This is a genomic window from Paucilactobacillus kaifaensis (assembly GCF_005405145.1).
GTDB classification, from domain to species: domain Bacteria; phylum Bacillota; class Bacilli; order Lactobacillales; family Lactobacillaceae; genus Paucilactobacillus; species Paucilactobacillus kaifaensis.
The window spans coordinates 25,652-52,426 of record NZ_BJDM01000013.1 but is presented as its reverse complement, the minus strand read 5'-3'; the positions used below and the strand labels follow the sequence as shown (position 1 = coordinate 52,426).

Sequence of the window (26,775 nt, the reverse complement as noted above, 5' to 3'; positions counted from 1 at the left end):
CGTGCACCAGTTTCAACACCGTTCTGTTTTAAAATCTTAGCTAGATCACCGACCAAAATTGATGTGTGACTGGTAGCTACTGCGTCAGCGAATAGTGCTTTAGGCTTTAATACTTCAATTTGTTCAGCCTGATCAGCTGCTAGTCTCAATGCTTCGGCCATATTAGTTGGTACTTGGTAACCACCTGTTTGTTCAATCTGTTGTTCCATTTGATTGAATGCGTTGATGTACTTGAGTTTGAAAGCCAATGCTTGTTTGCCAGTAAAGCCCATAGCCAATAACGTGAAACCGTCACGATTCATATAGATGATTGGATATTCTTGTCCGCGGCTATTGATATACGTATCTTCAAAAAAATATTTTTTCACTGCTGAATTTTGAGCAGTGAGATTCTTTACATCTCTTAGTACATTTCTGTGTTCTTTACTAAACGTTTCTGAAACTTGCAAGCTACTAGTTACTGCTTGTTGCTCTTTCATAATTACTAAATCGTTCATTGTGGTGCTCCTTTCTATTTGAGATAATTATTTTTGAAAGTGAGGTGAATTATGATGACTGAAAAATCCGATAAAGAAATCGCTGCAGAATTAACCATTGCAATGATTAATCACAATGCAGGATTAAAACTTGGTAACGGTGCAAACAAAATGCCTATTTTAAAAGCAGATTTTGTAGCAAATCAGTTTGCTTATATCCTTGCAGCAGTAAAAGGTGACATTAACGTTCTATCAGAACCTAAGAAATAAAGTTTTTTTTGGTTTTATTATCGTGTTCCTCGCTACCACTAATAGCTTGGAGCACTTTTTTAATATCATCTGAATTGCCCTCGATTGTTAACTTCATATTTATTCCCTCCTTAATCAAACAAATCATGTTTCTGCCAGTGGTAGCCAATGCCACCGCTAAGCAATGCAACACTGATAATTCCAATGATTTGACCACCATTTTGCGCAATCCATTCATACATCTAAACCACTTCCTTAACCTGATGACTATTGATAAACTCATCAATCTCATGCTTGTCATACAACTGCACACCTTCAATGTATCGTGCATAAATCCCACCATTTTTGATCCATTTATCAAATGTGTTGTTAGCCACATGAGCATGTTTAATAGCTTCATGCTTACGTAACCATTCATGCTTGGCACCCAATGCTTCATTGACGGCCTCTAAAACGGTTTGGTAAAGTCTGTTGTCGTCCATGTGATAACCTCCTTTTATGGTCGGATCTTGAATGCGTCAATTATTTTCAAAACCAATTGATTTGCTGCTGCAGAGTGACGTTCTCCGTTTAATACCTGAACCATGTACATTTTTCCAACTCCAAACGTGGTAGCAAGGCTTGTAATTGAAATTTCATTTTCGTCCAAATATTTACGAATAAGTTCTCGCCCAGATAATGTTTCCGGCATATTTGCTCCTCCCTTCGTTTAATTTAGGTAAGCTAATTTGATAATTTAAATTAATTAATTTTTGAAATATATTGACTACTTCTACATAGTCTTGTAGACTGTACCCATAGTTAAATAAGCCATTAAAAGCTATTGATCGTTGGGGAACGGTTTTAGTTAGCTCTTTTATATTGGCCTTTTTGCTATCAAATTAGCTTACAAGATGAGTATATTATAAAGTTTTGTAGATGTCAACTGTTTTTCTATAAAATTATTTAACTTGTCTGTATTCAAGGATGGTTTAATGATGACAACATTTGAAATTGTAAAAACGCTATCTGAAAAACAAGGCGTATCAATTGTAGAACTAGAAGAAAAACTTGGTTTTAGTAGAAATTCACTTTATGCATGGAAGAAAAGCAAACCATCAGTTGATAAATTAGAAAAAGTTGCTGATTATTTCAATGTTTCTACAGATTATTTACTAGGTAGAACTGATGTGCCCAATGAACCAGTAAATAGTCGATTCACAACTTTAGCGGCTCATGCTGCCAATCGAGATCATAAAGTTACTGATGAAGAACTAAATAAAATAGAAGCATACCTTGATGGATTAATCGATTCTTATGACGAGAAAAATAAAGGAAACTAGCATATGGCAGTTACTTTTGATGAGCTAATTGAACAGTTTAATAATGTGGTCACTGTTATAGAATGTGACCTGTATGAAAATACTGGTGATTATGGAATGTTTGCAATGCGTCATGATCTACCCTTCATTTTCATTGAACGCAATCAACCTGAAATTGATAAAAAAATGATGTTGGTTGAAGAATTCAAACATATGATGACCAGTTATGGTGTCATATTAAAACAAAATTCAACGGATCAAATCAAGCAGGAAAATAAAGCTCGTGGTCTCACCTATAAACAGTTAGTGACTATGGATCAACTATTCGAGTGTTATATTTCAGGTACTGAATCAGAATATGAAATCGCTGAAGAACTAGACGTCCCACAAGAGTTCCTGCACAACGTAATCGAATATTTTAAGGAAACTACTGATGGTCCAATCAAATTAGATAATGGGTATACAGCGATCATTAATGATACTATTCAGTTTTATAAGACTGATGACCACAGAAAAGCCAAATAACCTATAGTCCCTAACACAGATGACTCTAAACTCGGTGAAACTATTGGGAGTGATATGTAATGGCAAAGCTATGCGTAGTTGATAACGAAAAAATTGGTGTTATGACCGGACAAATAAAATTAGTAGGTGGATATATGTGCAAGCCACATTGGAAACAAGCTGGTTTTAATTCAGTGAGTGACCCTGTTAAATATGCTGAAAAATTGGAAGCTTCTCGAGTGATTGAAGCACTACAAAATGGAGAAAACTTAAAAGAAATACTTCTAGCTGAAGAAAATTCAAGCATTAAGAAACGTACTGATAAGATAAAAAATGATTTTGAACAGGCTGGAGTTTCTGATCTTTGGGGAACAAAAAAAGAGGTCAGTGCTTTGCCTGAACTTTTGAATGATGATGAAACAGTAAAATATGCTACAAGCGGTTTAGTGGACGGCAATACCGTCTTAATGGTATGTACCGATGAACGTATTATATTCATTGATAAAGGAATGGTATACGGTATTAAATCAACTGAAATACCTCTTGATATGGTCAATTCTGTAAACTATGAAAAAGGTATGCTTATGGGATCTATTTCTATTGTAAATGGAGCAGTTAAAACAGAAGTCAAGAACGTTATGAAAGAAACTGCACCTAAAATGATTGATGCGATCAAATCAGCAAGAAAAGAGTTTATGCACCCATCACAAAATAATTCTCAGTCTTCTAGCGATAAACTAGCAAAATCAATTACCGATCAACTTCATGAATTGAAATCATTAGTCGATGAAGGGATCTTAACTCAAGATGAATTCGATGCGAAAAAGAAACAGTTACTAAATATTTAATCAAATAAAAAAGTCCACATCCCCCTCCCGCTTAAGGTAAGGAATGTGCTATATGAAAGGAATAATATGACTGAAAAATACAAAGAAAAGATAGGTTTTTTTGCATGCGTTGATAATAATGATAATCCCGTTGGAGCCGTTGAATTTGAACAATTTCCCGCGAATTATTCTTTTACGTTTAAAACCTTATTTTTTAATTTCAATGTTGATTACCCTTACCAGGTAATTACTCAGATTTCAAATTCTAAAGAAATACTTTTACTTAATTCTCAAAATACATTTTCAATAAACAGTAATGAATTGACTGATGAGAAATACACTAATGATGAAAAAACACAAGCTAGCAGTTTAATTCAAGTCAAAACTCCTGCTATTTCTGTTATTGAACATGATATATTTAAAGCCACTTTAACCGTTTTTGATAATGAAAAAAAATTGGAAGAAGTGAATTCATATTTTGTCGTAAAGAGCGGTACTGAACATGAGTAGTAGCGAAAGTTCTAAGATTATTCCTTTGGAAGATCACTTGACCATCACAGCAAACACAATTCATGATGATAATCAGTCAAATTTAGTCTTGGAGCACTCATCTCAAACTAGCAATCATGATATAATTAGTGGAAATAACAATGATGGAGGTAATGGGATGAAAAACGACTATGTAACACACAAGGAACTTGACTATGCAATTGATAAAATTAGTAGCAAAATAGATTTAATGGAAGCACATATCGATACAAAGTTTGAAAGTATAAACACAAAATTTGCAATTCAGAAGGTTTGGTACATTTTTACTGCAATTACAATTATTTCTGCAACTGTTGGATTAATTACATTTTTTAAATAAAAAAGCCATATCCCCTAAACTTTGGCCGGTCCAGGGATATGACTACTAATAAAAACCGCATTGAAATGCGATACCTTTTATATACTCATTTTACGTGTTTGGGTACCGTCTTTCAAGTCTATGAAAGGAATGATCCATAATGGTAAAGTATACCAGCTACAAATCTAAAGGTACTAAGTTATGGTATTGGAATGGATATGTTGGTACCGATCCACGGACTGGAAAGAAAGTAATAAAAACACGGCGTGGATTTACAAGTAAACCTGCAGCAACCGATTCTTATATCCAAATGCGTGCTAGTTTTAAACAGGACACATTGAACGAAACCGACCCTAACAGACTATTTGAAGAAATAGCCAATGATTGGTTGGATGAATACAAGCATACAGTTCAAGCATCTACGTTTGTTAAAGTCCAAACACAATTTAGACTTCACATTCTGCCTGAATTTGGCAACAAGAAAATTGGTAAAATATCGATCAAGGATTGTCAGGAACTAGTAAATGATTGGTATGAAGATGGTTACACGAAATACCGTGAATATAAGAATAATGTCTCCCGGGTATTTGTGTTTGCTGTTAACAGACATATTGTAGATAATAACCCCGTTCTGAACATTATTGTGCCTCGCCCGAAAAATACAATTACAGAGGATGAAGATGTTAATTTCTATGAAGCGGATGAATTAAAAGTATTTCTAGAAACCGTCAAACAAAGTAAAAATGAAAAAGCTTATGCATTCTTACGATTACTAGCTTTCACCGGTATTCGTAAAGGCGAAGCTATTGCATTAAATTGGTCAGACATTGATTTTCACGATAGTACTCTAAGAATAAATAAGGCTCTCTCACGCGGTACAGGTTCAACACTATCTATTGAGCCTCCAAAGACAAAAGCAAGCGTTAGAACGCTAGATATTGACCCCATTACCTTACAAGAAATGAAACATTGGCGCACCGTCCAGAAACGTGAATTATTAGCATTAGGAATTAACAAGATTGACAACAGACAATTAATGTTCAGTAACGAAAACAATAAATTTCTGTCACCTGCTAAACCACGTAAATGGATTATAACTAATGCAGAGAAGGCTAAATTAGATCCAATTACAGTACATGGATTTAGGCACACTCATGCCAGTCTGTTATTTGAATCTGGTGTAACCATCAAAGAAGCCCAAGTCAGATTGGGTCATGCAGATTACCAAACAACGGCTAATATTTACACTCACGTTACCAAGAAAATGAAAATGGAAACTGGTCAAAAATTTGCTAAATATGTCAATTTTTAAATAGCCTTTGATAGGCTATTTTTTGTTTATGGGAATATTAGATATTAATGTTTTTGGTCGATTTTTGATTAACTTTTGATTAACTTCTATTGAAATCTATTCAATGGCAAAAAAATAGAATGCCGACGTATCGGCATTCTTGAAAAGTAATGAAACCTATGAAACCCTATCATGGAGATGAGGGGAGTCGAACCCCTGTCCAAGCATATCGCCATTCCAACCTCTACGCTCATATCTCAACTATTTAAAATTCGCCAACTAAAACGCCGCTGATCAGGGCTTTATTAATTGACTAGCCTGATTAATCTCTTCTAGCTACTCCAGACGGAAGCTACTAGCGTAAGTTCACTAAATTTAGGACCCGCGATCGAACCGTGAACGAACTCGGACGGATCTACGTCAGCTGGTTATTAAGCAGCTAAGGCGTAAGAATTGTTATTATTTTTTGCAGTTATAATAAACTGAGCGTTTTAACGAAGCCGCAACCTTCGAAGCGCAGTCAAAACTCAACCTATACCTGTCGAATCCATAAACATCCCCGTATTTACAACAAGTATCTTACCATAAATATACATTTGGTCCAATCAAACTGCCTGGAATCATTCCAGTGAAACAAAAAAGAGCCTCTTAGCAAAGAGGCTCCATTTAAGCTAAAATTTAAGTTTAGTACCAGCCGTTAGCCAACCAGTGTGACTGAGCAGCTGACCATGAACCATATCGACTTGATACGTATGAATCAGCAACTTTTTCTTGGTTTGCAGCTGAGTAATCACCATTAAGATAACTTGAACTTAATTGGTACTTACCAATATATTGACCATTTCTTGCGGTATATGAACCACCTGATTCGCGGTTTGCAATCCATGCCTTAGCAGATGCATCTGAACCACTTGTCTGGCTTGTGTAACTTGAACTAGCACTTGAAGAACTAGTAGTTGTTTGGTTACTTGATGGTGCTGCAGGAGTAGTTTGGACTTCCTGTTGTGTTGCTTGACGAATTTCACCGTCAGTTGTAATCATTAATTTTTGGCCAACATAGATTAAGTTAATGTCAGCAATGTTGTTTTTCTTAGCTAAGTCGTTAACCATGCTGGTATCCTTAGCGTATTGGTAAGAAATTTCTGAAAGTGTGTCACCAGATTTAACTGTGTAGATTTCATCAGCACTGGCGTTTGTTGCAACAGCAATTGTACCAAAGGCAACTGCACCGATTGTTGTAGCAGAAAACTTAAGAGCATTCTTTCGTAAATTCATAAATTAAAAAACCATCCTTTTTAAGTTTGAGTTTATTTACATCAGCAAATAGTATCATACCTGATAGATATTACTAATATGTAACAGAGAGTTTTCTTTTTTGATTAGTTTTGTGTTGTTTGTAATAAATTGAAATATACCTGTTCCATAACCTACAATTTATATGACTCGTCATTTCTCTACTTTTAAGGTATGATATTGTTAACAAGGAGGTTATCAATTCTTGAATAGTAACGAACTGATTCTACAAAAAATTGATACATTGCTAGCAGAAATTAAAACTGATTTTGATCATTATAACCGGCAGCAAAACCTCAATCGAGGTATCGATAACATCAGATTATCAATTCAAATGGCCCGAATTGCCAGTAATGAAATTATCTTTTTAATTACATTGCTTAATTTAATTCACCAGCGTAAAGATAAAGTTAACGATTTAATCGAACATTTTGGTTTATCTAAGTCACAATTGCAAAACGAAGCTGCTAAGTTTAGTCGTTTCGTTACAACTACAGACAATTATTATGTCACCCTAACGGAAACTTCTGCAATGCAACATTTTTTAACTAATAAATCATTAATGGATACTACTGAAATGAATAAACAAATTATTGTAGATGATTTAATTCGATCAGTTAATGAGCGCCAATAGGAAAATATTTAATTGTGTTTTAGCTTTTTTCGCACTGCTTTGTTGGTGAAACGTGTTCGCCACCTGCAGAAGTCTGCGTGTAACCCAAAAATATCCTGCATCTAATTCACAAAACGAATTAGATGCAGGATATTTTTAAGTTACACTCCGACTCCTATAAGCAGGAGCTCACACTCTATAACTTTTGTTGTGTAGGTCTCAATAAAATTTCATTGATGCTGACATTATCTGGCTGATCAATTGCATATGCCACAGCGTTAGCAATATCTTCAGACTTTAAGCCAATTGAACGTTCACTATCATAAGTATTTTGCTTAGTCTGCTCGTCAGTAATAGTTGAATATAACTCGGTTTCAACTGCTCCCGGTGACACAATCATTGAACGAATATTGTTTTGACTTTCCTCTTGACGCAAGCCCTCCATGATTGTTCGAACAGCAAACTTTGTTCCTGCATATACAGCAGTATTAGGATGTACCACATGGCCAGCAACGGAGTCAGTCGCAATAATTTGACCACCGCCTTGTTTGCGCATCACTGGCAATGCGGCTGCAATCCCGTACAATACACCTTTGATATTAACATCAACCATCTTTTCCCATTCAGATACTTTTAATAAATGTAATTCAGAAATTGGCATTAGCCCTGCATTATTGTACAACACGTCCAACCGACCAAATTCATTCACGGCTAGATCAACCAAACTTTTTACCTGTTCTTGGTCTGTTACATCAGTGGCCTGTGCAACTGCCTGACCACCAGACTGTTTGATTTGAGCAACTAATTGATCAAGTCGATCCATTCGCCGAGCTCCTAAAACCACTTTAGCCCCTGCATCGGCCAATTTTTTAGCTGTTGCCTCGCCAATTCCACTAGAAGCACCTGTAATAACAACTACCTTATCTTTTAAACTCATTTAAAAATCCTTCTTTCATTAAAATCATGCTTAACCAAAATATTTTTCTAAAAAGACGGCCACACCATCTTGATCATTATTTAATGTAACATCCGTCCCTTGTTCCTTAATGGCTGGTAAGCCATTATCCATAACAACACCAACTTTGGCTGCTTTCAACATTCCCAAGTCATTCTCGGCATCCCCAAAAGTCATTAAATTATCAAACGTCCAATTATAATGGGCTAACAACGACTTTAGCCCTACCGCCTTATCCATATCGTGATCCAAGAACTCCAATATTTTAGGTTGTGATCGCACAATATGATAATGAGTAAACATTTCAGGTGTTAACTCTGCAAACGCCTGATTCAACACATCTGGTTGATCAGCCATCACTGCCTTACTATAAGGATGATTTTGTAATTGTTGAAAGTCAGTTGGAATAAAATCTATTTTAGCATTTAACATTTGCTGATAAATTGATGGTGTCAAATCAGTCAACGGATAAACTGCGTCAAAATCCAACACATCAAGCGGCAAATGATGGTTTAAACCAAAATCATGGAGTAACTCTAACTGTTGTTTAGACATTCCTTGCTGTGTTAATACTTTTCGCTGTGGATTTTGAATAACCAACGCGCCATTAAATGTAATAGTAAAATCATCAAATCCTGTCAGGCCAAGTTGCTCAATGTACTTCCAAATTGCATTAATTGGACGACCAGTACATAAAACAATTTTGATACCCTGTTTTGCTAAGATTTTAAGCTCATGCTCATTGCGCTCACTTATTTTTTTGTCACTGGTCAATAACGTCCCATCTAAATCCAGTGCAATCATTTTGATCATCTAGGTGATCCCCCCTTACCTCTAGCAACTATCTTAGCATTAAAAGTCAAAAATAAAAACTGGCTCAAATTGATTATTTGTGCCAGCATCGTTAAAATACTAAGATTCATCTGTCTTTACGATTTTACGATCAAAATCTTCAATAAAGTCCAAAATTTCCTGAGCCTTATCTTCCCCAAATACATCAACCCAACTGCTAAACCGTTTCGTTACATTTTGGCTAATTTCTGCCTCAACTTGCTTACCCGTTTTGGTTAAATGTAAGAATAAGCGTCTTCGATCGTGGGGGTCTGCTCTCTGATAGATATACTTATGACGTAATAATACTTTAATTTGTCGTGAAATTGCACTGCGCGTAACCTGCCGTGTTTCAGCAATGTCCATTAACATAACCTTTTTTTGGGTTGCAACATCATGCAAAATCAGGTACTGTTCAAATGACAAATGATATTTGGCCGCTGGCTCTGAAATGAAGCTATCCAACGATTTTAGGGTCGACATATATAAACTAATTGCTTTATTTAGTAAATCTTCCGAAGCCATAAACTCACCTCACTACGTTTTATTTAAAATAATAATACCAAGCCAAAAATATAACGCTTAATTTTATTCTAGCTTAGAATATGATACACTAAATTGATTCTGTCAACACATTAATTTTTAGGGGCCTTAACTTTGAAACTTAAACCAATTCATGATGTAGAATTAAACCTACTAGAAACTTTCATTATGTTATGTCATCAATATTCGCTATCATATTTTTTAATTGGTGGCTCTTTATTAGGATCCATTAGACATCAAGGATTCATCCCTTGGGATGATGATTTAGATATCGGAATGCCACGAAAAGACTACAATCAGCTCTTAAAAGTGGCTCCAACCACATTATCTCATACCAGTTACTTTTTACAAACACCATATACCGACCGTAACTATGGGCTTAGTTATGCCAAATTATTGGATTTAGATACTAATATTCAAGAAATTAACAACATCAACAATGCCAAAAAGGGGATTTTTATTGATATTTTCCCTTTTGATGCGATTTCACCCACCAGTAGTGAGCGAACTGCTCAAATGACTAAGTTTAAGTTCTATGATAGCTCCATTATATTACGGTTAGGGTACCATTTAATTGATAACCCATTGCGAAAAATGATCCGCCCTCTGTCTACAAAACAATATAACGAAGTTCGCCAACTGAAACATAAGCGCGATGATATTATGCAACAATTTTCTGACACACACACTACCGAATTCAAAAATTTGGCTTCTCAATATAAGTATGATCGAGAAATAATGACGGCGACCGAACTTACAACTATTACCACGCACCCATTTGAACACCTAAACGTTTGCATCCCGCAATACTATGATCAAATTTTAACCAGAATGTACGGCGACTATATGCAATTACCACCCAAAAACGAACGAGTTCAAAAACACTTTAAAGAAATCACCATCAATGGTGAATCTATCGAATAGCAGTAAAAAAAGTCAATCCACGATTTTTAGAGCATTCTCTAGAAATCGTGGATTGACTTTTTGATACTATTAGCGAACTACGATTACAGAACAAGGTGCATTCTGAGCCATGTAACTAGCTTGAGAACCAATAAAAATACTATTTTTATCCTTGGTTTCTGAACCACAAACCAGTAAATCTGGCTCGAAGTCCGGAATCGTATTTTGGACAATTACCTTACCAGGTTTACCCTCCCCAATAAAACCATTTACATGATTCACACCAAAATCTTGCGCTTTTTTAACATATACATCAATTGAGCTTGCCATTGCTTCCCGTCGCTGTTCCAGCACATCAGGTTGCAAACTATCGTAGATACTCAAGTCCCGAGTTTCTAGCACTGTCACGATACCAAGGGGAACGTGATATGAGTTAGCCAATGTAACAGCATAACTAAAGGCCTTCCGTGAAGAACTAGAATCATCCTCATCCACCGCAACTAATATTTTTTTAAATGTCATCGGTTGGACATCAAAATCAATTTCTCGCTTTCCCATCATCAAACCTCCTGAATACGTGGTTCTACACTACGTAGTTACAATAACACAATTTAAATTACTTTCGTAGTCTTATTAATTAGTTATTTTTTAACAGTTCAGTGACTACTAAACGAGCAAATTGAACGTTCCCCTTAACACTAGGATGAACATTATCTGCAGAAAACCAATCCGCATGGCCTTCACTATATTGATACCAGTCAATTACGTGAACATTTTTATGCTGGCGAGCAGTTTTTTTGATCATATTATTAACTGTTCCTTGCCAATTTTTTGTTGGCACATGTGCCGTAATACAGTAGATTTGGTGTCCGGGTCCGATTGCATCTAAAACATTCTTGACCGATTGTGAATTCAATGCCCCATTAGTTCCAAGGTTCAAAACCACATTGTCTGCTAACTGTCCTTTGGATGCTAGGTCTCGAATGATTCCAGGCGTCTGCCATACCTGCCGGCCAACTTGAGCAGAAACATATGCATTGGGTAATACCGTCTGAATATCAGAAGAACTATCTGCAAGGACAGAATCTCCGACTGCAGTTACTTTAATTTGTTTTGCTTGCTCAACTTGAGCTTTTGTTAATGAATAAGTACTTTCAACCGATGTGCTTGCTTCGCTTGTATCTGTACTTTTTGTGGCAGTCCCTTTTTTGATGGCTTCATTGTGCGCTTTGGTTGCTTTATTTTTCTTTTCAAGCTGTGTTTGTAGTTTGTTTGGTTCGGCCTTTGTTGGTTGTTGTACCATCCCCACTGCAGCAATCACAGTCACAATCAAACTTGGAATAATTACTAACCAATGTCTCCAAACACTCTTAGTACTAAACCATCCTTTAATTGTTGTTCCAAGATTGGTCCAATCGTAAAATCGTAATGGTGATTCAATAAACCGATACGATAGCTCACTAATAATTAAAATAATTGCTAACTCAATTAACGCATGCCAAACTGGGTGGTCTGCCATATTCTTAACCCGAAGCTCATAAAAAACTAAGACCGGATATTGATAAACATAAATTCCATATGAACGATCGCCAATCCATTTGAATACTGGATTACTAAAAATACGATTCATATGGCTGCCTGGATGTGCGATTGTACCCATTAATAACATCCCAGCAAACGTAATTAGGAACATTCCGCCATGATATGTGAAATCAGCTTGCCCAGATAACTGAAAATAACCATAAATTAATATAAGTGCACTGACTGTTCCAATCGCATCTAAAAATAAACTAGCCGATCGACTGATCCGTTTACTCAAACTATTCATTGGCCAGATAAATGCTAACCAAGCACCTAGTAGAATGGCGAAGCCACGCGTATCACTACCATAATAAACTCGGTTGATATTACCTGGATTGTATAATACCGCCATTAAAATAGCGGAAACGATTGCCAATCCCAATGTAAACCATCCAATCAGCGCCCGTCGTCGAAATACCAAGAAGCAACCGATTAACACCAATGGCCAAATTAAATAAAACTGTCCCTCAATTCCCAATGTCCATAAATGCGTAAATGGTGATTCACCAGCAAAACGATCGAAATAAGATTGACCGTGTCCAATTTCCCACCAGTTGTATACATACAAAAGATTAGTCCAAATAGTCCCTCTAATATCACGCAATAAGTTGCGTTCAAATAACGTAATATAGGCAGTTGTCGTAATCAACATTGTAATTAATACTGGGTATAGCCGCGTTATTCTTTTCCAATAAAAATGACCTAGTCGCAGGTTCCCTGTTCTATTCCACTCATTAACTAACTGATTAGTTATCAAATAACCGGTAATCAGCAAGAAGATCGGTACACCCAAATATCCACCTTGTAGGGTAGCGGGTAATAAATGATAAACAATTACTCCCACAACCGCCAAAGTTCTTAAACCATCAAATCCTGTGATATAGCGTCGTCTCTCTGACCGGAGACCTAACTGATTTTGTTCAAATTCTGGCTGCATGCCAGCTCCTCCTATTGTTTCCTATAGCTCAAATCCAACACCAACTATTATACGTCATTTACTAATCTTTTAAACAGCTAAAAGCTTAAAAGTTAAAATTCTTTTCGACTTATTATTTACATGTATTAATAAGTAATGCACAATCAAGCTAGAATAATTTAAAAGGAGTAATAATATGAAACCAGATCGTTTACAAGCCTTTAGTGATGGTGTTCTAGCTATTCTAATCACAATTTTGGTATTAGAATTTCACGTCCCGGATTTTTCAAAAGGCCATTTAACGAGTGCCGTACTCTTACAGTGGCCAATTTTAATGGCCTATATTGTTTCTTTTTTATATGTTGGAACCTTGTGGCTTTTTCACCATGACTACTTTTCTAATTTAACAAGAATTGATCGTAACTTGAATCTAATCAACTTGTTTGTTTTATTCACTATCACCCTAGTAGATTATCCCACCAACCTAGTAGCCACAGCAGTTGCTTCTGGAAACACTGATGATATGAAAACAGCCTTTATTATCTATGATATCGTAGCTCTATTGATTTCAGCATCATTCGAACTACTTTATTGGTACGTCAAAAAGCATCCGGACTTAAAATCCAATCAAAAAAACATTTACCGCTCCATCGAACTGGACCCCGTCCGTAGTGTTATCATTTATGGACTCGCAATTATCATAACTCCATTTTCACTTGTAACGGGTGCTTGCCTACTATGTGTCGGTATTATTTTTCATACATTTGCTTACTTACGTTCAAGTAATAAACTGTAAAAGAAAAGCACTCCTATCGACTAGGAGTGCTTAGTACTGCCCCGGTAGGATTCGAACCTACGACCCTTTGATTAACAGTCAACTATTCTACCACTGAACTACGGGGCAATTAGTAAAAATCAACAATAATATTTATACCATATAAACGACTAACATGTAAACCCCTATTTTGAATTTTTATTCAATAATCTCAAAAATACGGTTCCCTATTTGTTACTTTTATTTAGGCATTTCTACTTTTCAAAATCCGCACTGATGTGTCCTATTTTGAAACGTGTGAGCTAGGCCAAATGTCTAGGACTAAGCCAGAGCTGGTAATCAATAAATCCCAAACCAATTTATTACATTTCCTATTTTGAAACGTGTGAGCTGGGCCAAATATCTAGGACTAAACCAGAGCTGGTAATCAATAAATCCCAAACCAATTTATTACATTTCCTATTTTGAAACGTGTGAGCTGGGCCAAATGTCTAGGACTAAACCAGAGCTGGTAATCAATAAATCCCAAACCAATTTATTAATTACCAGCTCTGGTTTAGTCTACGACATCTTAACGGCCCAGCTCACACTCTATTTATCCAATATGATTTTCCGTCAAAATATCACTTACCATTTGTTCTGCCGCTGGTGTTTTTTTCCATTCATCCCAATGATCCATTGATTCATCTTGCATCACAAAATTATCATTAACATATTGTTCATACTTAGCAACATTCTGAGAATGGGGAATATTTAATTGTAAAATACGAACTTCCTTTAAAAAGCCTCGTTCTACGGCTAACTCAGCCCGGCCATTTTGAACCATGTTGCCGATTTCTCTATACTTTGTTCCGTCTGTGCGAGTAATTTCCTCAATTAAATCTAATGTCTCGTCCTGTGCCAACCTGATCTCCCCTTTATATACAACATATAATTTTAGCTAAACAAACCACCAAAGTCAAAAGTAATCAGTGATCCTGCGCTTGAATTAATTGGACTACTTTGAGGGCTACAGCATTTGGATTTGCACGAAATACATCCCCATGTTCAGCAACTATAAATTGTTTATTTAATAATTCTGTTTTTAAAGAACTCACGACGTTTCGATTGATAACCCACAAAGTATCCGGTGTTGCCCCACTTGGAAGTTCACCAAATTCATGGTTAGCAACAACCTCGATTGTTACCCCATATTCATTTAATTTTTTCGCTAAATGACGCGCATATCTTTCTTCCAGAGCCGAGTCAACAACACCCCCCATAAATAGCGTTGATTGACCAAAAGCATATTGAACTACTCCAATTACATTAATTTTTGTTATCATTAAATGCACCTTCATTCAAACATTAACATCTAAAAATATTTTTTTGATTACGTAAAAAAAATCACCGTTTGGGAAAACGGTGATTGGCATAAGAGAGAAAGAGAATTGATTAGAAGGTAAATACTTAATACCTTACGCTCATTATAATATGCTTTTATGAAAGCGCTGTCAAGAACTATTTATAAAAAAGTGCACAAGACTTTTAATATTGATAACCTCGCGCACTATGATCATAGCTAGAGCAAATATTTAAACTTAATCATTTAAACCAAAACTTATTCCTATTAGTACTCACCAGTTAATTGAATGGCAGCAGCTTGATCAATCAACACAGTCACATTAGGATGGCGCTGTAGCACACTTGCAGGAACATCTTCAGTAACAGGCCCTTCAATCATCTGATGTACTGCCTGTGCCTTATTTTCGCCATATGCTTCAATCAAGATCTGCTTAGACTTCATAATTGTTCCAATTCCCATCGAATAAGCATAACGAGGGACTTCGTGTTCATTATCAAAGAATCGAGCATTGGCATCAATTGTCGATTGGGTTAACGCAACTCGATGTGTAATCGAGTCAAATGAAGTCCCGGGCTCATTGAACCCGATATGTCCATTACGACCAAGACCTAAAATTTGAAAATCAATTGGGTTTGCCGCGATTAATTTTTCGTATTGCTGCGCTTCATCATGTTCATCCGGATTTAAACCATTAGGAACATATGATTTTTTAAATGGTTTTTTATCAAAAAAATGCTGCTGCATAAATGCGTGATAACTTTGTGGATGAGTGGGTGCTAGACCAACATACTCATCTAAATTAATTGAGATGCACTGACTAAAATCAAGGTCACTAGCTGTAATTTGATCATATGTTGAAACTGGTGTGCTCCCAGTTGCCAATCCAAAGACACTGCTGCCATTTTCTAACGCTTCAGCAAACATATCGTATCCCGATTGTCCACCAGTCGCTGGATCTGCCACAATTTTAACTTTCATTAGACGTCCTCCATATATTATTGGTATAGTCCAATAATAACGTATCACCTTTTATTTTGCAACTTAATTATTATAAAACAAACAAAAAATTTGAAACAAGCAAGCTCGTTCCAAATTTTTGATCAATTTATTTTAATGTAAAATCATATTTAACAACAGTACCATTAGTAGTCCCACAACTGAAATAACAGTCTCTAGCACTGTCCAAATTTGTAGCGTTTGTTTAACACTTAGGTCAAAGTATTCTTGGAACATCCAAAAACCAGCATCATTAACATGAGATGCAGCTAAAGAACCCGCTCCAATCGCTAAAGCCATCATAACAGGATCGGCTCCAAGTGTATGCATTAGAGGCGTTACAAGCCCTGCAGCTGTCATTCCAGCTACAGTAGCAGACCCCAGTGATACTCGTAGCAAAACAGCAATTAACCAGCCTAAAAGAATTGGCGACAGGTTAGCATGTGTCATAGCATCCTGAACTGCTTTACCAACTCCTCCATCAATTAAAACTTGTTTAAAGGCAGAACCACCACCAATAACCATTAATAGCATGGCAATTGATTTCATAGCATTTTCAAGCGTTCTGCCGATATCACCCATCGTTTTACCACGATGAATTCCCATTGACCACATTGCAAACAGTAAAGCAATTACCATTGCAATCATTGGATTTCCAATCATGGTCATAAAAGCAGAAAAGCCATGTGGATGTGTCGGCGTTTTACCGCCTTCAAACACCATCGAGTAGATTGTAGTCAGTGCCATAAAGATCACTGGAAATAACGATGTCAAAGCTGATAGGCCAAAACTTGGAGTATCTTTTAAATCATATTCTTTAACCTCACCAAATGCTGGCAAAGATTTTTTAATCACAAATGCATCTGGAGCATACCATTGAGCCAGTCTAGTAAATAGCGGTCCGGCTACGATAACACATGGAATTGCAACAACGATTCCAATCAGTAACACCTGGCCAATATTTGCCCCAAGGGCCGTTGCTACAGCTGTTGGAGCTGGTTGTGGAGGTAAAAATCCTTGTGTTGCTGACAATGCGGCAGCCATCGATAGCCCCAAATAAAGTAATGGAACCTCCGCTTCAAGTGCGACTGCAAAGACAATTGGAATAAGTAAAACAAGGCCAACTTCGAAGAATAGCGACATCCCAATAATAAAGGACGCAACCACAATCGCAATTTGCAAATGTTTCTTTCCAAACTTATCAATTAAAGTTTTTGCAATCCGATATGACCCACCAGCATCTGAAACCAGCCGACCGATCATAGCACCAAAACCAAAAACAATTGCTAATTCCCCTAATGAGCTCCCAATCCCATCTTTAACTGAAGTTGCAATATCCGCCGGATTCATTCCCAACAATAGTGCAGCAACAATTGAGGTAACAATTAATGAAACAAAGGTATTAAGTTTGACCTTAATAATCAGGATCAACAACAAGATAATGCTGACCAATAAAACTAGAAATTGCATGACTACTCTTCTCTCTTATTTAAAATATTAATTCATCATTTTGACAACGATACGTACCATTATATGTAAAACTTTTTCATAATTCAATGGAAGCGCTGCAAATAAATTTCTTTTTTCTTTAAATAACATCTAAAAAAACTCGCAACCAACTGCGGTTGCAAGCTTAATTTTAATTCCATAAAAATTTAATTAATTGACGATTTACTGTCTGATTATCATGTAACGAACTGTGTGCTGCATTTTGACCGGTAATTTTTACGTTTTTAATCGAATCGTGTAACCCACGCAATAAATAGTTCACGGACAATTCAGATTGTTCAGTCACCATTCCGTCAGAATGGGATCCATCCCCTAAGTCGCCATAAATATTCAATATTCTAACATTGGCTGGGAAATGGTGCCGCCAGGATAGCAGTTGTTCATAACTAGGATACCAATCATTAGCAGGATAAATAATCTTTGGTCGATAATTTTTTTGTAGTTGATTGGTATTCGCTGCATCGTTCATCCCAATTACACCATTGAACGGACCAGCGATGATTACTAATCGTTTTAATTGCGGAATTGTCTTTGTTGCTTTCATCTCAGTCTCAACTAACGTAATATTTCCGGCCGAATGAGCAACAGCATTGTATCGTTTTACGTGCTGTTTAACTCTCAAATAATGCAGTGTCTCAGTTAACCACTTTGTCTGTGTTTGAATGCTAGCTTCATTATTCTCAAAATTAACTTGAATAATTGGCCTTTTGACCTGATGATCATACTTGCCAATTCTCTTTAGTTTCCCGTCAGCTTGAACATTAATTGTCATAATTTTCTTAGCTTGACCGTTTTTTTGCATTGCCGTAATCATTTTGTCGGTCGACTTATGTGACCCCATGAGTCCATGAACAAAAATAGTTGGCACCGGCTGCGTTACTTTTTTATTGGAATGTTGGGTAGCATTTTTACTACAACCTACCAATAATAATATCGACAAACAACTGATTATCAACAACCAACCTTTTTTATGCATTATGTCAAACCTTCATCCAATAATTAATTACTGTACAGTTACTGATTTAGCCAAGTTCCTTGGTTTATCAACATCTAGTCCCTTACCAAGGCTCGTATAATATGCCAATAGTTGAGCTGGTACAACACTCAACAGTGGTGTCAAAAGTGAATCAACATCCGGTAATACAATCGTATCATCTGGCTGTGCTAAATGCTTAGAAGCAATGGTTAAAACACTCGCACCTCGTGAAACTACTTCTTGTAAATTACTCCGAGTTAAACCAGCAGTCCGATCTTGAGTAATGATCCCAATCACCGGCGTTTTATCTTCAATTAGAGCGATTGTTCCATGCTTTAATTCTCCAGAAGCAAATCCTTCTGCTTGAACATACGAAATTTCTTTTAGCTTCAGTGCAGATTCCAAAGCAACTGACCAATCAAGCCCACGTCCAATATAAAACGCATTGCGTGGTTCAGATAAATAACGGGTGGCAACAGATTCCAACATATCCTTACTGTCTACAATTGCCTGCATACCAACAGCTACTAAACCTAATTGCTGTTTAACATCAAAATCATCAGCCGATTTCTTAGCCATTGCAATGCCAAGACCCTTTGCCAAAATAGCTTGTAATGCTACTTGAGCCGTATAGGCCTTTGTTGAAGCAACTGCGATTTCTGGGCCCGCATGTAGTAGTAAAGTAAATGATGCTTCACGAGAAAGTGTTGATTTGGGGACGTTAGTAATTGTTAAACTTGGCCAACCCTGCTTTTTGATATTAACCAAAACTTCACGACTATCAGCTGTCTCGCCACTTTGCGTTAGGAAGATGAAGAATGGCTTTTCCGACATAATTGGTTGCTCATAGGCAAACTCAGACGAAATAAACACTTGCGTTGGAACATCAGTTAAACGTTCAAACAACCGCGCACCAATTAAACCAGCGTGGTAACTTGTTCCAGCGCCAATAATATAAAGTCGATCAGCCTGTTTCATTTGAGAAAGTAACTCTGGTTCAAGTACTGGGTTACCATTTTCATCGAGATACTCTTGTACCAATTTACGCATTACAGCAGGTTGCTCATCCACTTCTTTCAACATATAAAATGGATATGTGCCCTTATCTGCGGCACTAGCATCCATATCAACCCGAAAAGTATCGCGTTTCATTTCATTACCATCAAAATCGCGAATAACGACGCCACCTGGCTGGACAATCACAACTTCACGATCCTGAATTTCCATAAAAGTATGGGTTTCCTTCAACATGGCAACCGCATCTGAAGCCACCATGTTGAATCCATCCCCAACACCAACCAGTAAGGGACTCTTATTTTTAGCCACATACAAAGTATCAGGGGTTTGTCGATCCATCAATACAAACGCGTATGACGAATCATCACTAATTAAATGCAACACTTTTAAGAATGCTGATTTAGTGTCCATCTGATACTCCACCACAAACAAATCGATTAACTGCACAATTACTTCTGTATCAGTTTGACTTTGAAAGGTAACATCGGCCAAGTATTCTTGCTTAAGCTGTTCAAAATTTTCAATGACACCGTTATGAACGAGGTAAAAACGTTCGTCTGCTGAATATTGAGGATGCGCATTAGTTTCACTAGGAACTCCATGAGTTGCCCACCGTGTGTGTCCTATCCCAGTTGACCCTTGAATTTCAGGAGTCAGTGCTGATTTTAAATTCTTAATGCGACCAACTCGTTTGACTAAATAATCTGTGCCAGTTTGATCGTTGACATAGATTCCCGCAGAATCGTATCCACGATATTCCAATCGCTCTAACCCATTAATTAATACAGAAACAGCCGCCTTTGTTCCTGTGATGCCTACAATTCCACACATGTCAATTCCCGTCCTTTATCAATAAATGTTTTTCAATTGGTATAGTACACGTTTTTATTACATATCTCAGTATACATCTAAACATGATAATAACTTACTAAAAGAATGTCAATTTAGATGCAAATTGGTCTATCTTTAAATAAACTTTAAAAACTGACTTCTCATTAAATTAAGAAGTCAGTTTTTAGATTAAAGTTCTTTTTCTGCCACTGCGGCAATTCGAGCAACATATTCATGAACTTCTTCTTTAGTTGGTGCTTCTGCCATGATTCGTAAAAGTGGTTCAGTGCCACTTGGTCGTACTAATACACGCCCATCACCGTTCATTTCATGTTCAACTTGAGCGATGATACCCAACAGTGCTTCATTTTTTAGTGCAGCCTGCTTGTCAGCAACTTTAATATTGACCAGTTCCTGTGGATATTCCGTTACTTCTTGTGCCAACTCAGACAGTGGTTTACCAGTTTGTTTAATCACTGATAATAACTGTAGCGCTGTTAGCATCCCATCTCCGGTTGTATTAAAATCCAAAAAGATAATATGACCAGATTGTTCGCCACCCAAGTTATAACCATTTTTAAGCATTTCTTCAACGACATAGCGATCGCCAACCTTAGTTTTAACGCTGGTCATCCCGGCTGCTTCCAATGCTTTATACATACCCAAATTGCTCATTACCGTTGTTACAACAGTATCTTTTTTTAACCGGCCACGTTCATTCATGTATTTACCACAAATAAACATAATTTTGTCACCATTAACAATGGCCCCATTTTCATCAACCGCAATGCATCGATCTCCGTCACCATCAAAAGCGACTCCCAGTTGTGCATGCTGTTCCACTACAAACTTTTGCAACGCTTCTGGATGCGTTGAACCAACATCTAAGTTCGTATTTAACCCATCTGGTGAAGTTCCAATTGTGCTAAACTCAACATCCATATCCGCGAAAATAGATGAAACAAAGTTACTAGTAGCGCCATTAGCAGCATCAACAGCAATAGTTAAACCATTTAAGTCACCAGAAACTGTTTGTTCTAAGAATTGGGTATACTTTAATGCTCCCTCATGATAATCAGATACCTTCCCCAGCCCTTCAGCGGCCGGTCGAGGCAAATCATCTGTCGGTGCATCCAATAACTTTTCAATTTCAGCTTCTAGTTCATCAGATAGTTTAAACCCATCACCACCGAAAAATTTAATTCCGTTATATTGAATTGGATTATGGGAAGCGGTGATCATGACACCAGCGTCTGCTTCTTGAGCGCGAACTAAATAAGCCACCCCTGGGGTCGTAACAATCCCTAAACGTAACACTTCAATACCGACTGATAGTAATCCAGCAATTAGTGCTTCTTCTAACATTTCACCAGAAATCCTTGTATCATGTGATACCAGCACTTGTGGTTGTTTGCGCTGAGAATGCTGTGTCAGTACATACCCACCAGTTCGTCCTAGTTTAAATGCCAATTCTGGGCTAAGCTCTTGGTTGGCAACCCCTCGGACTCCGTCGGTACCAAAATATTTTAGATTCATTATTTTTCCTCATTTCGTTTAGTTCACTTTTTTATTTGCTTAACGTGTTTTGCTATGATGAGGAGTTCTCACTACTACTTGATGAACTACTCTCATCACTAGTTACTGGTACAACCACATTCGTTGTTTGTGGTGTAATTACCACACTAACTGTGTTCCCGTTTTGATCAATTGCTTGCAGCGTTACTCGTTTATTAATGTCTTTTTTTGTGTCTTTAGCCACATTAATTGAAGCCACCACTCGATCGACTTTATTAACTTCATCGACCGAACCAGTAATCGTTGCTGTTTGAGCCGAAGAAGTTGCTTTTCCGAGCTTGTAACCATCCGCAATTTCCTTTTGACTGAGCAATACATTAACCGGTACTGTAACAGTTTTGCGAGCTTGAATATCAACTGTGATTGTTCTGGGTTTAATTTGATAACTAAGGTCATTATTAAGACCAGACTGCGTCAACTTAACCTTATGTTTACCCGCACCTAGGGATGTTAAATCAGCTGAAATTTTAAAATTTTGAGTGTTCGTTGTGGTAGTAACTAATGCTGCGGGTCCTTGAATTTCAACTTTGACGTTTTGTGGATAGCCTGAAACGACATACCGATCACTATTAACGCTGAGCTCAAGTGGCATGGAGATTGTTTTTTTCTTATTAGAGGTTAGAATTGAATTTTTGCCGTTATCAGAACCATGGCGGACATTATCCAACTTACTGCCGTTGACGTAAACAAATAATAAGACCGCAAAAATTAATGTAATTATTCTAAAAAACCAGCGATTATTGAATAAGCCTACATGTTTGTCGTTATTTTTCATTGTCTCGACCTCCTTTATTAAAGATACCTTCAATAAATTCAGCAATGGGATTTCGATTCTCGACTTCATGAGAATATAACTGGTCACGAAGAAATTTCAGATAATCATCGCGAGTCATACCACGTAATAACTCATTATCTTTAGTAATTGAAATTTCACCGGTTTCTTCAGAAATAACAATTGTCAATGCATCTGTAACTTCGCTAATACCAACAGCTGCACGGTGCCTTGTCCCCAGTTCTTTAGGAATCAAATTACTTTCGGACAGCGGTAAATACGCTGCTGCTACTGCAATCCGATTATCTTTAATAATTACTGCCCCATCATGGAGTGGAGTATTCGGAATAAAAGTATTAATCAATAGTGCCCCAGAAACATCGGCGTCCATCGGAATTCCAGTTTCAATGTACTCCTCCAAACCAGTTTCCATCTGCATGGTAATTAGTGCACCGATTCTTCTTTTAGACATGTATTGTAATGCTTGATCAAGCTGATTTATGAGTGCCTCTTCTTTCTCGTTTTCTCGCCGATTACGAGTAAAGACTGTTCCACGGCCGATATGTTCAAGTCCTCGTCTGATTTCTGGTTGAAAAATCACTACCATTGCAATAACGCCCCAGTTAATGATTTGATCCATAATCCACGAAACGGTACTCAACCCGACGTACCAGCTGACTAATTTAACCACAATAATAACTATGATACCCCGAAACAACTGAACTGCTCTTGTTCCGCGTAGCAACATCATTAATTCATAGATTAAAAACCACACAACACCGATGTCAATCAGACGAATAACATTTTGCCATGTGAGGATTTCGCCCCAACTAAATGCCATAGCATTACCTCCAAGTAAAATACAGTCTCTATTATATCATGGAGACCGATTAATAATTATTGAAACAACAAATATACTCAAAAATATTAATAAATTACTAAATAGTTTTCATTTTTAAAACTAACTTAGGCAATTTTTGGTACTCTTAAGTTGGTACTCTTAAGATTGATGGGAGGTGAAATCAATGTCGAAAATAAACTTCAATTGGCGTATTAGAATCTTTTTTGTTTGTTACATAGCAATTTTAATATTCTTTGTTAAAGCTCCATTTGGATTCTTGGCGCTAAACACCTTTTTAGGGTATATTCCAATTGAACTATCTTTTCAGTTACATCGTATCCAAAAAGTGCACTCATTATTATTCGTAATTTTATTATTAGTTTGGCTCTTATTCTATCCTAACGCACCTTATGTCCTAACTGATCTTTTTCACCTTTCACTACTGCATCCTCACAATCTTATAACCGGTCTATTAAAATCAGATCCTAAGATCTGGCTTAACTTTGCGTTCTTAGTCATTAGTGCACTCAGTTGTGCCTTGCTTGGAACCCTTCAACTGTATAAGCTTTGTCATCTTTTAGCCACAAAAATGACACCCCATTTGCATGGCGCGTCATTACTTTATCCTTTAATTTTTACTTTCTTATCGAGTGTTGGCATCTATATCGGTCGCTTTTTAAGAATTCACTCACTATATATCCTACTAACACCAACTTGGTTCATTAAACAAATTAGCAGTATGTGGAGCACTAACATGTGGCTATTTACATTAATTTTAACTGTTGTTCAGTTAATTTTATATTGGCTGATTGTTGAGATTCACCGAACTGATTTAAGCGATTAAACTATTCCTCAGTCGTGGTTAGCATCACCACATTTTCAGAATAATTAACATACGATTGTAATTTCTGAGCCGTTTTTCGAGAAATTCGTTGACCATCTAATAACTGTAAGATTCCGTTACGCTGAGCGCTCAAGGCCTGTATTCTCAAAGTTTCAGACTGTTGTTGATATGACTGCCCTGATTTAGAGCGCGGATGTTTAATCCGCTCAATGCGATTTCGGTAACTGACAATTAAGTGATAGATAGCTTGGCGATTTAGTTCAACTCCTTCGCTTTTTGCATCTTCAGCATACTTAGATAACTCCTTGATCGCTGCCTTAGCAGTTTCACGATCAATCATTTTACGTTTTTTAACGTCTTCATCCTTGTTACTCAACCACCAGTAAAATGAATGCCACGTACCTCGTAACAGTAATCGCAACCGTTTAATCGTCCACCAACTGGTTGGTGAATTAAAGTCGTGAGCAAGTCGTTGCTCTAAATGATCAATTCGCCGCAAAGCAGAGTAGTAATCACTATTGGTGATTACTTTTTTATTGAGCATTTTGATCAAAGCATTTCGTTCCCCAGCAAAAGCAATTTGCCGGAGTTTAATTTCTTGTTGCAACATTACTTTTAGAACTTCATCTGATTGTGAATTCAGTTGTAACCGTCGCATTAGTAATTGATAGTTCAAGATAAGATCATATGCGGCCTGTTGATTTTCTTCACGTCGGCTTTCTTCAGTTGTTTGGATTGCCAGCTGCATTAAAAAGTATCGAGCATCACTTTCACTCATGTACTGCAAATGATCTGGTTCCTCATCTTCATCCATTAATTCATCCACCTGATCTGGTTCACTGCCTCGTGTCAAAAAAGAAAAATCAGTTTTAGAAATTAATGGCAACATTATCGCAGCTACAACCATACTTAAAATAATAACGCCGGCCGCAATGAATAACATTAGTGACCGTTCCGGAAATGGTGCCCCACTCTTAATCGTAATTGGAACAGATAATACACCAGCCATCGTGATTGCTCCACGAACACCAGATAACCCTGCTAAAAAGGCTGACTTGAGGCTAACAGGCCGTTTTGTTTTGCGCACAAACCGTTGATACAACTCGTAAGTATAAATCCAACCAACTCGCAGTAACAAAATAACTAACCAAACAATAAAAACGTACATAATAGCTGTCCAGTTGTTAATATCCCCACTACGTAAAGCCACTCGCATCGCGATCGGCAACTCAATTCCTAAAATGACAAACACGATGCCATTAAGCAAGTATACTAGTAAGTCCCACGTCCGTTCAGTGACTAACCGAAGTTCTGGCAATTCTTCCACCACACTACCTTCTCGTGTATTAGAAAAGACACCGGCAGCCACCACCGCAATCACACCAGAGGCATGAAATAATTCTTCAGCACATAAATAAACCACAAATGGGGTCATAATTTTAAAGACCACATTAAAAACCACATCATTAATTCCTTGATTATGTAATAAATCGCGCAATAATTGAATGAGCACAACTACTACTAGACCAGCAATTAAACCGACAACTGCCGTATATGTGAAATCTCCGACCGCTTTAGTAGCAGAAAAATAGCCAGTAGTAACTGCTGCAATCGCATATTTAAATCCAATTAGTCCGGATGCATCGTTAATTAAACTCTCACCACTAACTAAATGAAGAATTGATTCATCCAGTTTCGCTCGTTTAGCAATCGATTGCACGGCTACCGGATCCGTTGGCGATAAAATTGCTGCCAGTGCAAATGAAACTAATAGTGGAATTCGTGGCACAAATAGATAAATCAAATAGCCACCGACAATGGTCGTTACAAACACTAAAATAATGGCATTCGCAAAAATTGGCCCGCGTAATTGCCAGAGTTCTCTTTTGGGAAAATTACGCCCATCATTAAACAACAATGGTGCAATAAACAGCAGTAAGAACCAATTTGTTTCTAGTGGAATCTCAACGTCAAACAATAATGCTACCAACAAGCCTAGTCCAATTTGAATTAGGCTAACTGGAACTTTTTTGATGTAATGTCCAAAAATATTTGATACTAGCACTAAAACAACTAAAAAAATAACTGCTTCGATAATTGGCAAATGAAATTCCCCCTCCACAAATAAAAATGTACAAAAAGTGAGACTTGGCTAAAATTATAT

At 37.0% G+C, this 26,775-nt stretch carries 30 protein-coding genes, 1 tRNA gene and 1 other RNA gene; 11 read left to right on the top strand and 21 right to left on the bottom strand.

All coding sequences use genetic code 11. The features are described from left to right. The coding region (locus tag FFM51_RS06500; protein ID WP_137597828.1) for a Rha family transcriptional regulator at positions 1-497 on the bottom strand (497 nt) is incomplete at its 3' end. Positions 498-548: 51 nt separating this feature from the next. Here FFM51_RS06500 and FFM51_RS06495 point away from each other — a divergent pair. Further along, entirely contained in the window at positions 549-746 is a 198-nt protein-coding gene (locus tag FFM51_RS06495; RefSeq protein ID WP_137597827.1) for a hypothetical protein, read from the top strand. Between the two features lie 221 nt (positions 747-967). Here FFM51_RS06495 and FFM51_RS06490 read toward each other — a convergent pair whose 3' ends face one another. Together FFM51_RS06490 and FFM51_RS06485 are read right to left on the bottom strand one after the other, a co-directional pair. Beyond that, complete coding sequence (locus tag FFM51_RS06490) at positions 968-1,207, bottom strand: hypothetical protein (protein WP_137597826.1); 240 nt, start codon at positions 1,205-1,207, stop codon at positions 968-970. A gap of 14 nt (positions 1,208-1,221) precedes the next feature. Beyond that, positions 1,222-1,416: an XRE family transcriptional regulator gene (locus tag FFM51_RS06485; protein WP_137597825.1), complete on the bottom strand. Its 195-nt coding sequence runs from the start codon at positions 1,414-1,416 to the stop codon at positions 1,222-1,224. A 286-nt stretch (positions 1,417-1,702) separates the two neighbouring features. Between FFM51_RS06485 and FFM51_RS06480 the strand changes: the two genes are divergently transcribed. The 6 genes from FFM51_RS06480 to FFM51_RS06455 all read left to right on the top strand — a co-directional run bounded on the left by FFM51_RS06480 (position 1,703) and on the right by FFM51_RS06455 (position 5,516). Further along, positions 1,703-2,047, top strand: coding sequence for a helix-turn-helix domain-containing protein (locus tag FFM51_RS06480; RefSeq protein WP_137597824.1), 345 nt, complete (start codon positions 1,703-1,705; stop codon positions 2,045-2,047). A gap of 3 nt (positions 2,048-2,050) precedes the next feature. Beyond that, a complete protein-coding gene (locus FFM51_RS06475; RefSeq protein WP_137597823.1) occupies positions 2,051-2,551 on the top strand; it encodes a toxin in 501 nt (166 codons plus the stop codon). A 59-nt stretch (positions 2,552-2,610) separates the two neighbouring features. Continuing rightward, positions 2,611-3,378 (top strand): PH domain-containing protein, encoded by a 768-nt coding sequence (locus tag FFM51_RS06470; RefSeq protein ID WP_223875905.1) that lies wholly within the window; start codon positions 2,611-2,613, stop codon positions 3,376-3,378. Positions 3,379-3,444: 66 nt separating this feature from the next. Next, the gene (locus FFM51_RS06465) at positions 3,445-3,867 is read left to right on the top strand and encodes a hypothetical protein (RefSeq protein ID WP_137597822.1); all 423 of its coding nucleotides are present in this window, start codon (positions 3,445-3,447) and stop codon (positions 3,865-3,867) included. Next, positions 3,860-4,225 carry a hypothetical protein gene (locus FFM51_RS06460; RefSeq protein WP_137597821.1) on the top strand — a complete coding sequence of 122 codons (366 nt, stop codon included), beginning with the start codon at positions 3,860-3,862 and terminating at the stop codon, positions 4,223-4,225. The genes FFM51_RS06465 and FFM51_RS06460 overlap by 8 nt, the downstream gene beginning before the upstream one ends. A 139-nt stretch (positions 4,226-4,364) precedes the next feature. After that, entirely contained in the window at positions 4,365-5,516 is a 1,152-nt protein-coding gene (locus FFM51_RS06455; protein ID WP_137597820.1) for a tyrosine-type recombinase/integrase, read from the top strand. Between the two features lie 169 nt (positions 5,517-5,685). Here the strand turns inward: FFM51_RS06455 and ssrA are convergent. Continuing rightward, positions 5,686-6,056: a transfer-messenger RNA gene (gene ssrA / locus FFM51_RS06450) on the bottom strand. A 123-nt stretch (positions 6,057-6,179) separates the two neighbouring features. After that, complete coding sequence (gene apf, locus FFM51_RS06445) at positions 6,180-6,770, bottom strand: aggregation-promoting factor (RefSeq protein WP_137597819.1); 591 nt, start codon at positions 6,768-6,770, stop codon at positions 6,180-6,182. A gap of 223 nt (positions 6,771-6,993) precedes the next feature. Here apf and FFM51_RS06440 point away from each other — a divergent pair, with 223 nt between their 5' ends. Beyond that, a complete protein-coding gene (locus tag FFM51_RS06440; RefSeq protein WP_137597818.1) occupies positions 6,994-7,422 on the top strand; it encodes a hypothetical protein in 429 nt (142 codons plus the stop codon). 175 nt (positions 7,423-7,597) lie between these two features. Here FFM51_RS06440 and FFM51_RS06435 read toward each other — a convergent pair whose 3' ends face one another. The 3 genes from FFM51_RS06435 to FFM51_RS06425 form a co-directional block, all read right to left on the bottom strand. Further along, on the bottom strand, positions 7,598-8,338 hold the full coding sequence (locus tag FFM51_RS06435) for an SDR family oxidoreductase (RefSeq protein ID WP_137597817.1): 741 nt from the start codon (positions 8,336-8,338) through the stop codon (positions 7,598-7,600). Positions 8,339-8,368: 30 nt separating this feature from the next. Further along, entirely contained in the window at positions 8,369-9,169 is an 801-nt protein-coding gene (locus FFM51_RS06430; protein ID WP_137597816.1) for a Cof-type HAD-IIB family hydrolase, read from the bottom strand. Between the two features lie 99 nt (positions 9,170-9,268). Then, positions 9,269-9,712, bottom strand: a complete 444-nt coding sequence (locus FFM51_RS06425; protein WP_137597815.1) for a MarR family winged helix-turn-helix transcriptional regulator — start codon at positions 9,710-9,712, stop codon at positions 9,269-9,271. 132 nt (positions 9,713-9,844) lie between these two features. Here FFM51_RS06425 and FFM51_RS06420 point away from each other — a divergent pair, with 132 nt between their 5' ends. Beyond that, the gene (locus tag FFM51_RS06420) at positions 9,845-10,654 is read left to right on the top strand and encodes a LicD family protein (protein WP_137597814.1); all 810 of its coding nucleotides are present in this window, start codon (positions 9,845-9,847) and stop codon (positions 10,652-10,654) included. 69 nt (positions 10,655-10,723) lie between these two features. Here FFM51_RS06420 and FFM51_RS06415 read toward each other — a convergent pair whose 3' ends face one another. Next, positions 10,724-11,191, bottom strand: a complete 468-nt coding sequence (locus FFM51_RS06415) for a universal stress protein (protein WP_137597813.1) — start codon at positions 11,189-11,191, stop codon at positions 10,724-10,726. Between the two features lie 79 nt (positions 11,192-11,270). Further along, positions 11,271-13,151, bottom strand: coding sequence for an acyltransferase family protein (locus FFM51_RS06410; protein ID WP_137597812.1), 1,881 nt, complete (start codon positions 13,149-13,151; stop codon positions 11,271-11,273). Positions 13,152-13,326: 175 nt separating this feature from the next. Between FFM51_RS06410 and FFM51_RS06405 the strand changes: the two genes are divergently transcribed. After that, positions 13,327-13,926: a TMEM175 family protein gene (locus FFM51_RS06405; protein WP_137597811.1), complete on the top strand. Its 600-nt coding sequence runs from the start codon at positions 13,327-13,329 to the stop codon at positions 13,924-13,926. A gap of 36 nt (positions 13,927-13,962) precedes the next feature. On the opposite strand, the gene FFM51_RS06400 is transcribed toward FFM51_RS06405, so the two are convergent. The 10 genes from FFM51_RS06400 to cdaA all read right to left on the bottom strand — a co-directional run bounded on the left by FFM51_RS06400 (position 13,963) and on the right by cdaA (position 23,767). Beyond that, positions 13,963-14,034 (bottom strand) — tRNA-Asn (locus FFM51_RS06400). Between the two features lie 466 nt (positions 14,035-14,500). Beyond that, positions 14,501-14,809 (bottom strand): hypothetical protein, encoded by a 309-nt coding sequence (locus FFM51_RS06395; protein WP_137597810.1) that lies wholly within the window; start codon positions 14,807-14,809, stop codon positions 14,501-14,503. Positions 14,810-14,873: 64 nt separating this feature from the next. Next, positions 14,874-15,230, bottom strand: coding sequence for a hypothetical protein (locus tag FFM51_RS06390; RefSeq protein WP_137597809.1), 357 nt, complete (start codon positions 15,228-15,230; stop codon positions 14,874-14,876). Positions 15,231-15,514: 284 nt separating this feature from the next. Then, complete coding sequence (gene nagB / locus FFM51_RS06385; protein WP_137597808.1) at positions 15,515-16,228, bottom strand: glucosamine-6-phosphate deaminase; 714 nt, start codon at positions 16,226-16,228, stop codon at positions 15,515-15,517. Between the two features lie 132 nt (positions 16,229-16,360). Next, complete coding sequence (locus FFM51_RS06380) at positions 16,361-17,716, bottom strand: gluconate:H+ symporter (protein WP_137597807.1); 1,356 nt, start codon at positions 17,714-17,716, stop codon at positions 16,361-16,363. Between the two features lie 169 nt (positions 17,717-17,885). Next, positions 17,886-18,731 carry an alpha/beta hydrolase gene (locus FFM51_RS06375; protein WP_137597806.1) on the bottom strand — a complete coding sequence of 282 codons (846 nt, stop codon included), beginning with the start codon at positions 18,729-18,731 and terminating at the stop codon, positions 17,886-17,888. 27 nt (positions 18,732-18,758) lie between these two features. Next, a complete protein-coding gene (gene glmS / locus FFM51_RS06370; protein ID WP_137597805.1) occupies positions 18,759-20,579 on the bottom strand; it encodes a glutamine--fructose-6-phosphate transaminase (isomerizing) in 1,821 nt (606 codons plus the stop codon). Between the two features lie 189 nt (positions 20,580-20,768). Beyond that, positions 20,769-22,115 (bottom strand): phosphoglucosamine mutase, encoded by a 1,347-nt coding sequence (gene glmM / locus FFM51_RS06365; protein WP_137597804.1) that lies wholly within the window; start codon positions 22,113-22,115, stop codon positions 20,769-20,771. Between the two features lie 52 nt (positions 22,116-22,167). Next, positions 22,168-22,929 (bottom strand): CdaR family protein, encoded by a 762-nt coding sequence (locus FFM51_RS06360; protein WP_170999584.1) that lies wholly within the window; start codon positions 22,927-22,929, stop codon positions 22,168-22,170. Next, entirely contained in the window at positions 22,919-23,767 is an 849-nt protein-coding gene (gene cdaA, locus FFM51_RS06355; protein ID WP_137597802.1) for a diadenylate cyclase CdaA, read from the bottom strand. The genes FFM51_RS06360 and cdaA overlap by 11 nt, the downstream gene beginning before the upstream one ends. A 184-nt stretch (positions 23,768-23,951) precedes the next feature. Between cdaA and FFM51_RS06350 the strand changes: the two genes are divergently transcribed. Then, complete coding sequence (locus FFM51_RS06350; RefSeq protein ID WP_137597801.1) at positions 23,952-24,611, top strand: DUF1361 domain-containing protein; 660 nt, start codon at positions 23,952-23,954, stop codon at positions 24,609-24,611. A gap of 1 nt (position 24,612) precedes the next feature. Here the strand turns inward: FFM51_RS06350 and FFM51_RS06345 are convergent, their stop codons facing one another. Further along, entirely contained in the window at positions 24,613-26,715 is a 2,103-nt protein-coding gene (locus FFM51_RS06345) for a Na+/H+ antiporter (protein WP_137597800.1), read from the bottom strand. Positions 26,716-26,775: the final 60 nt, after the last annotated feature.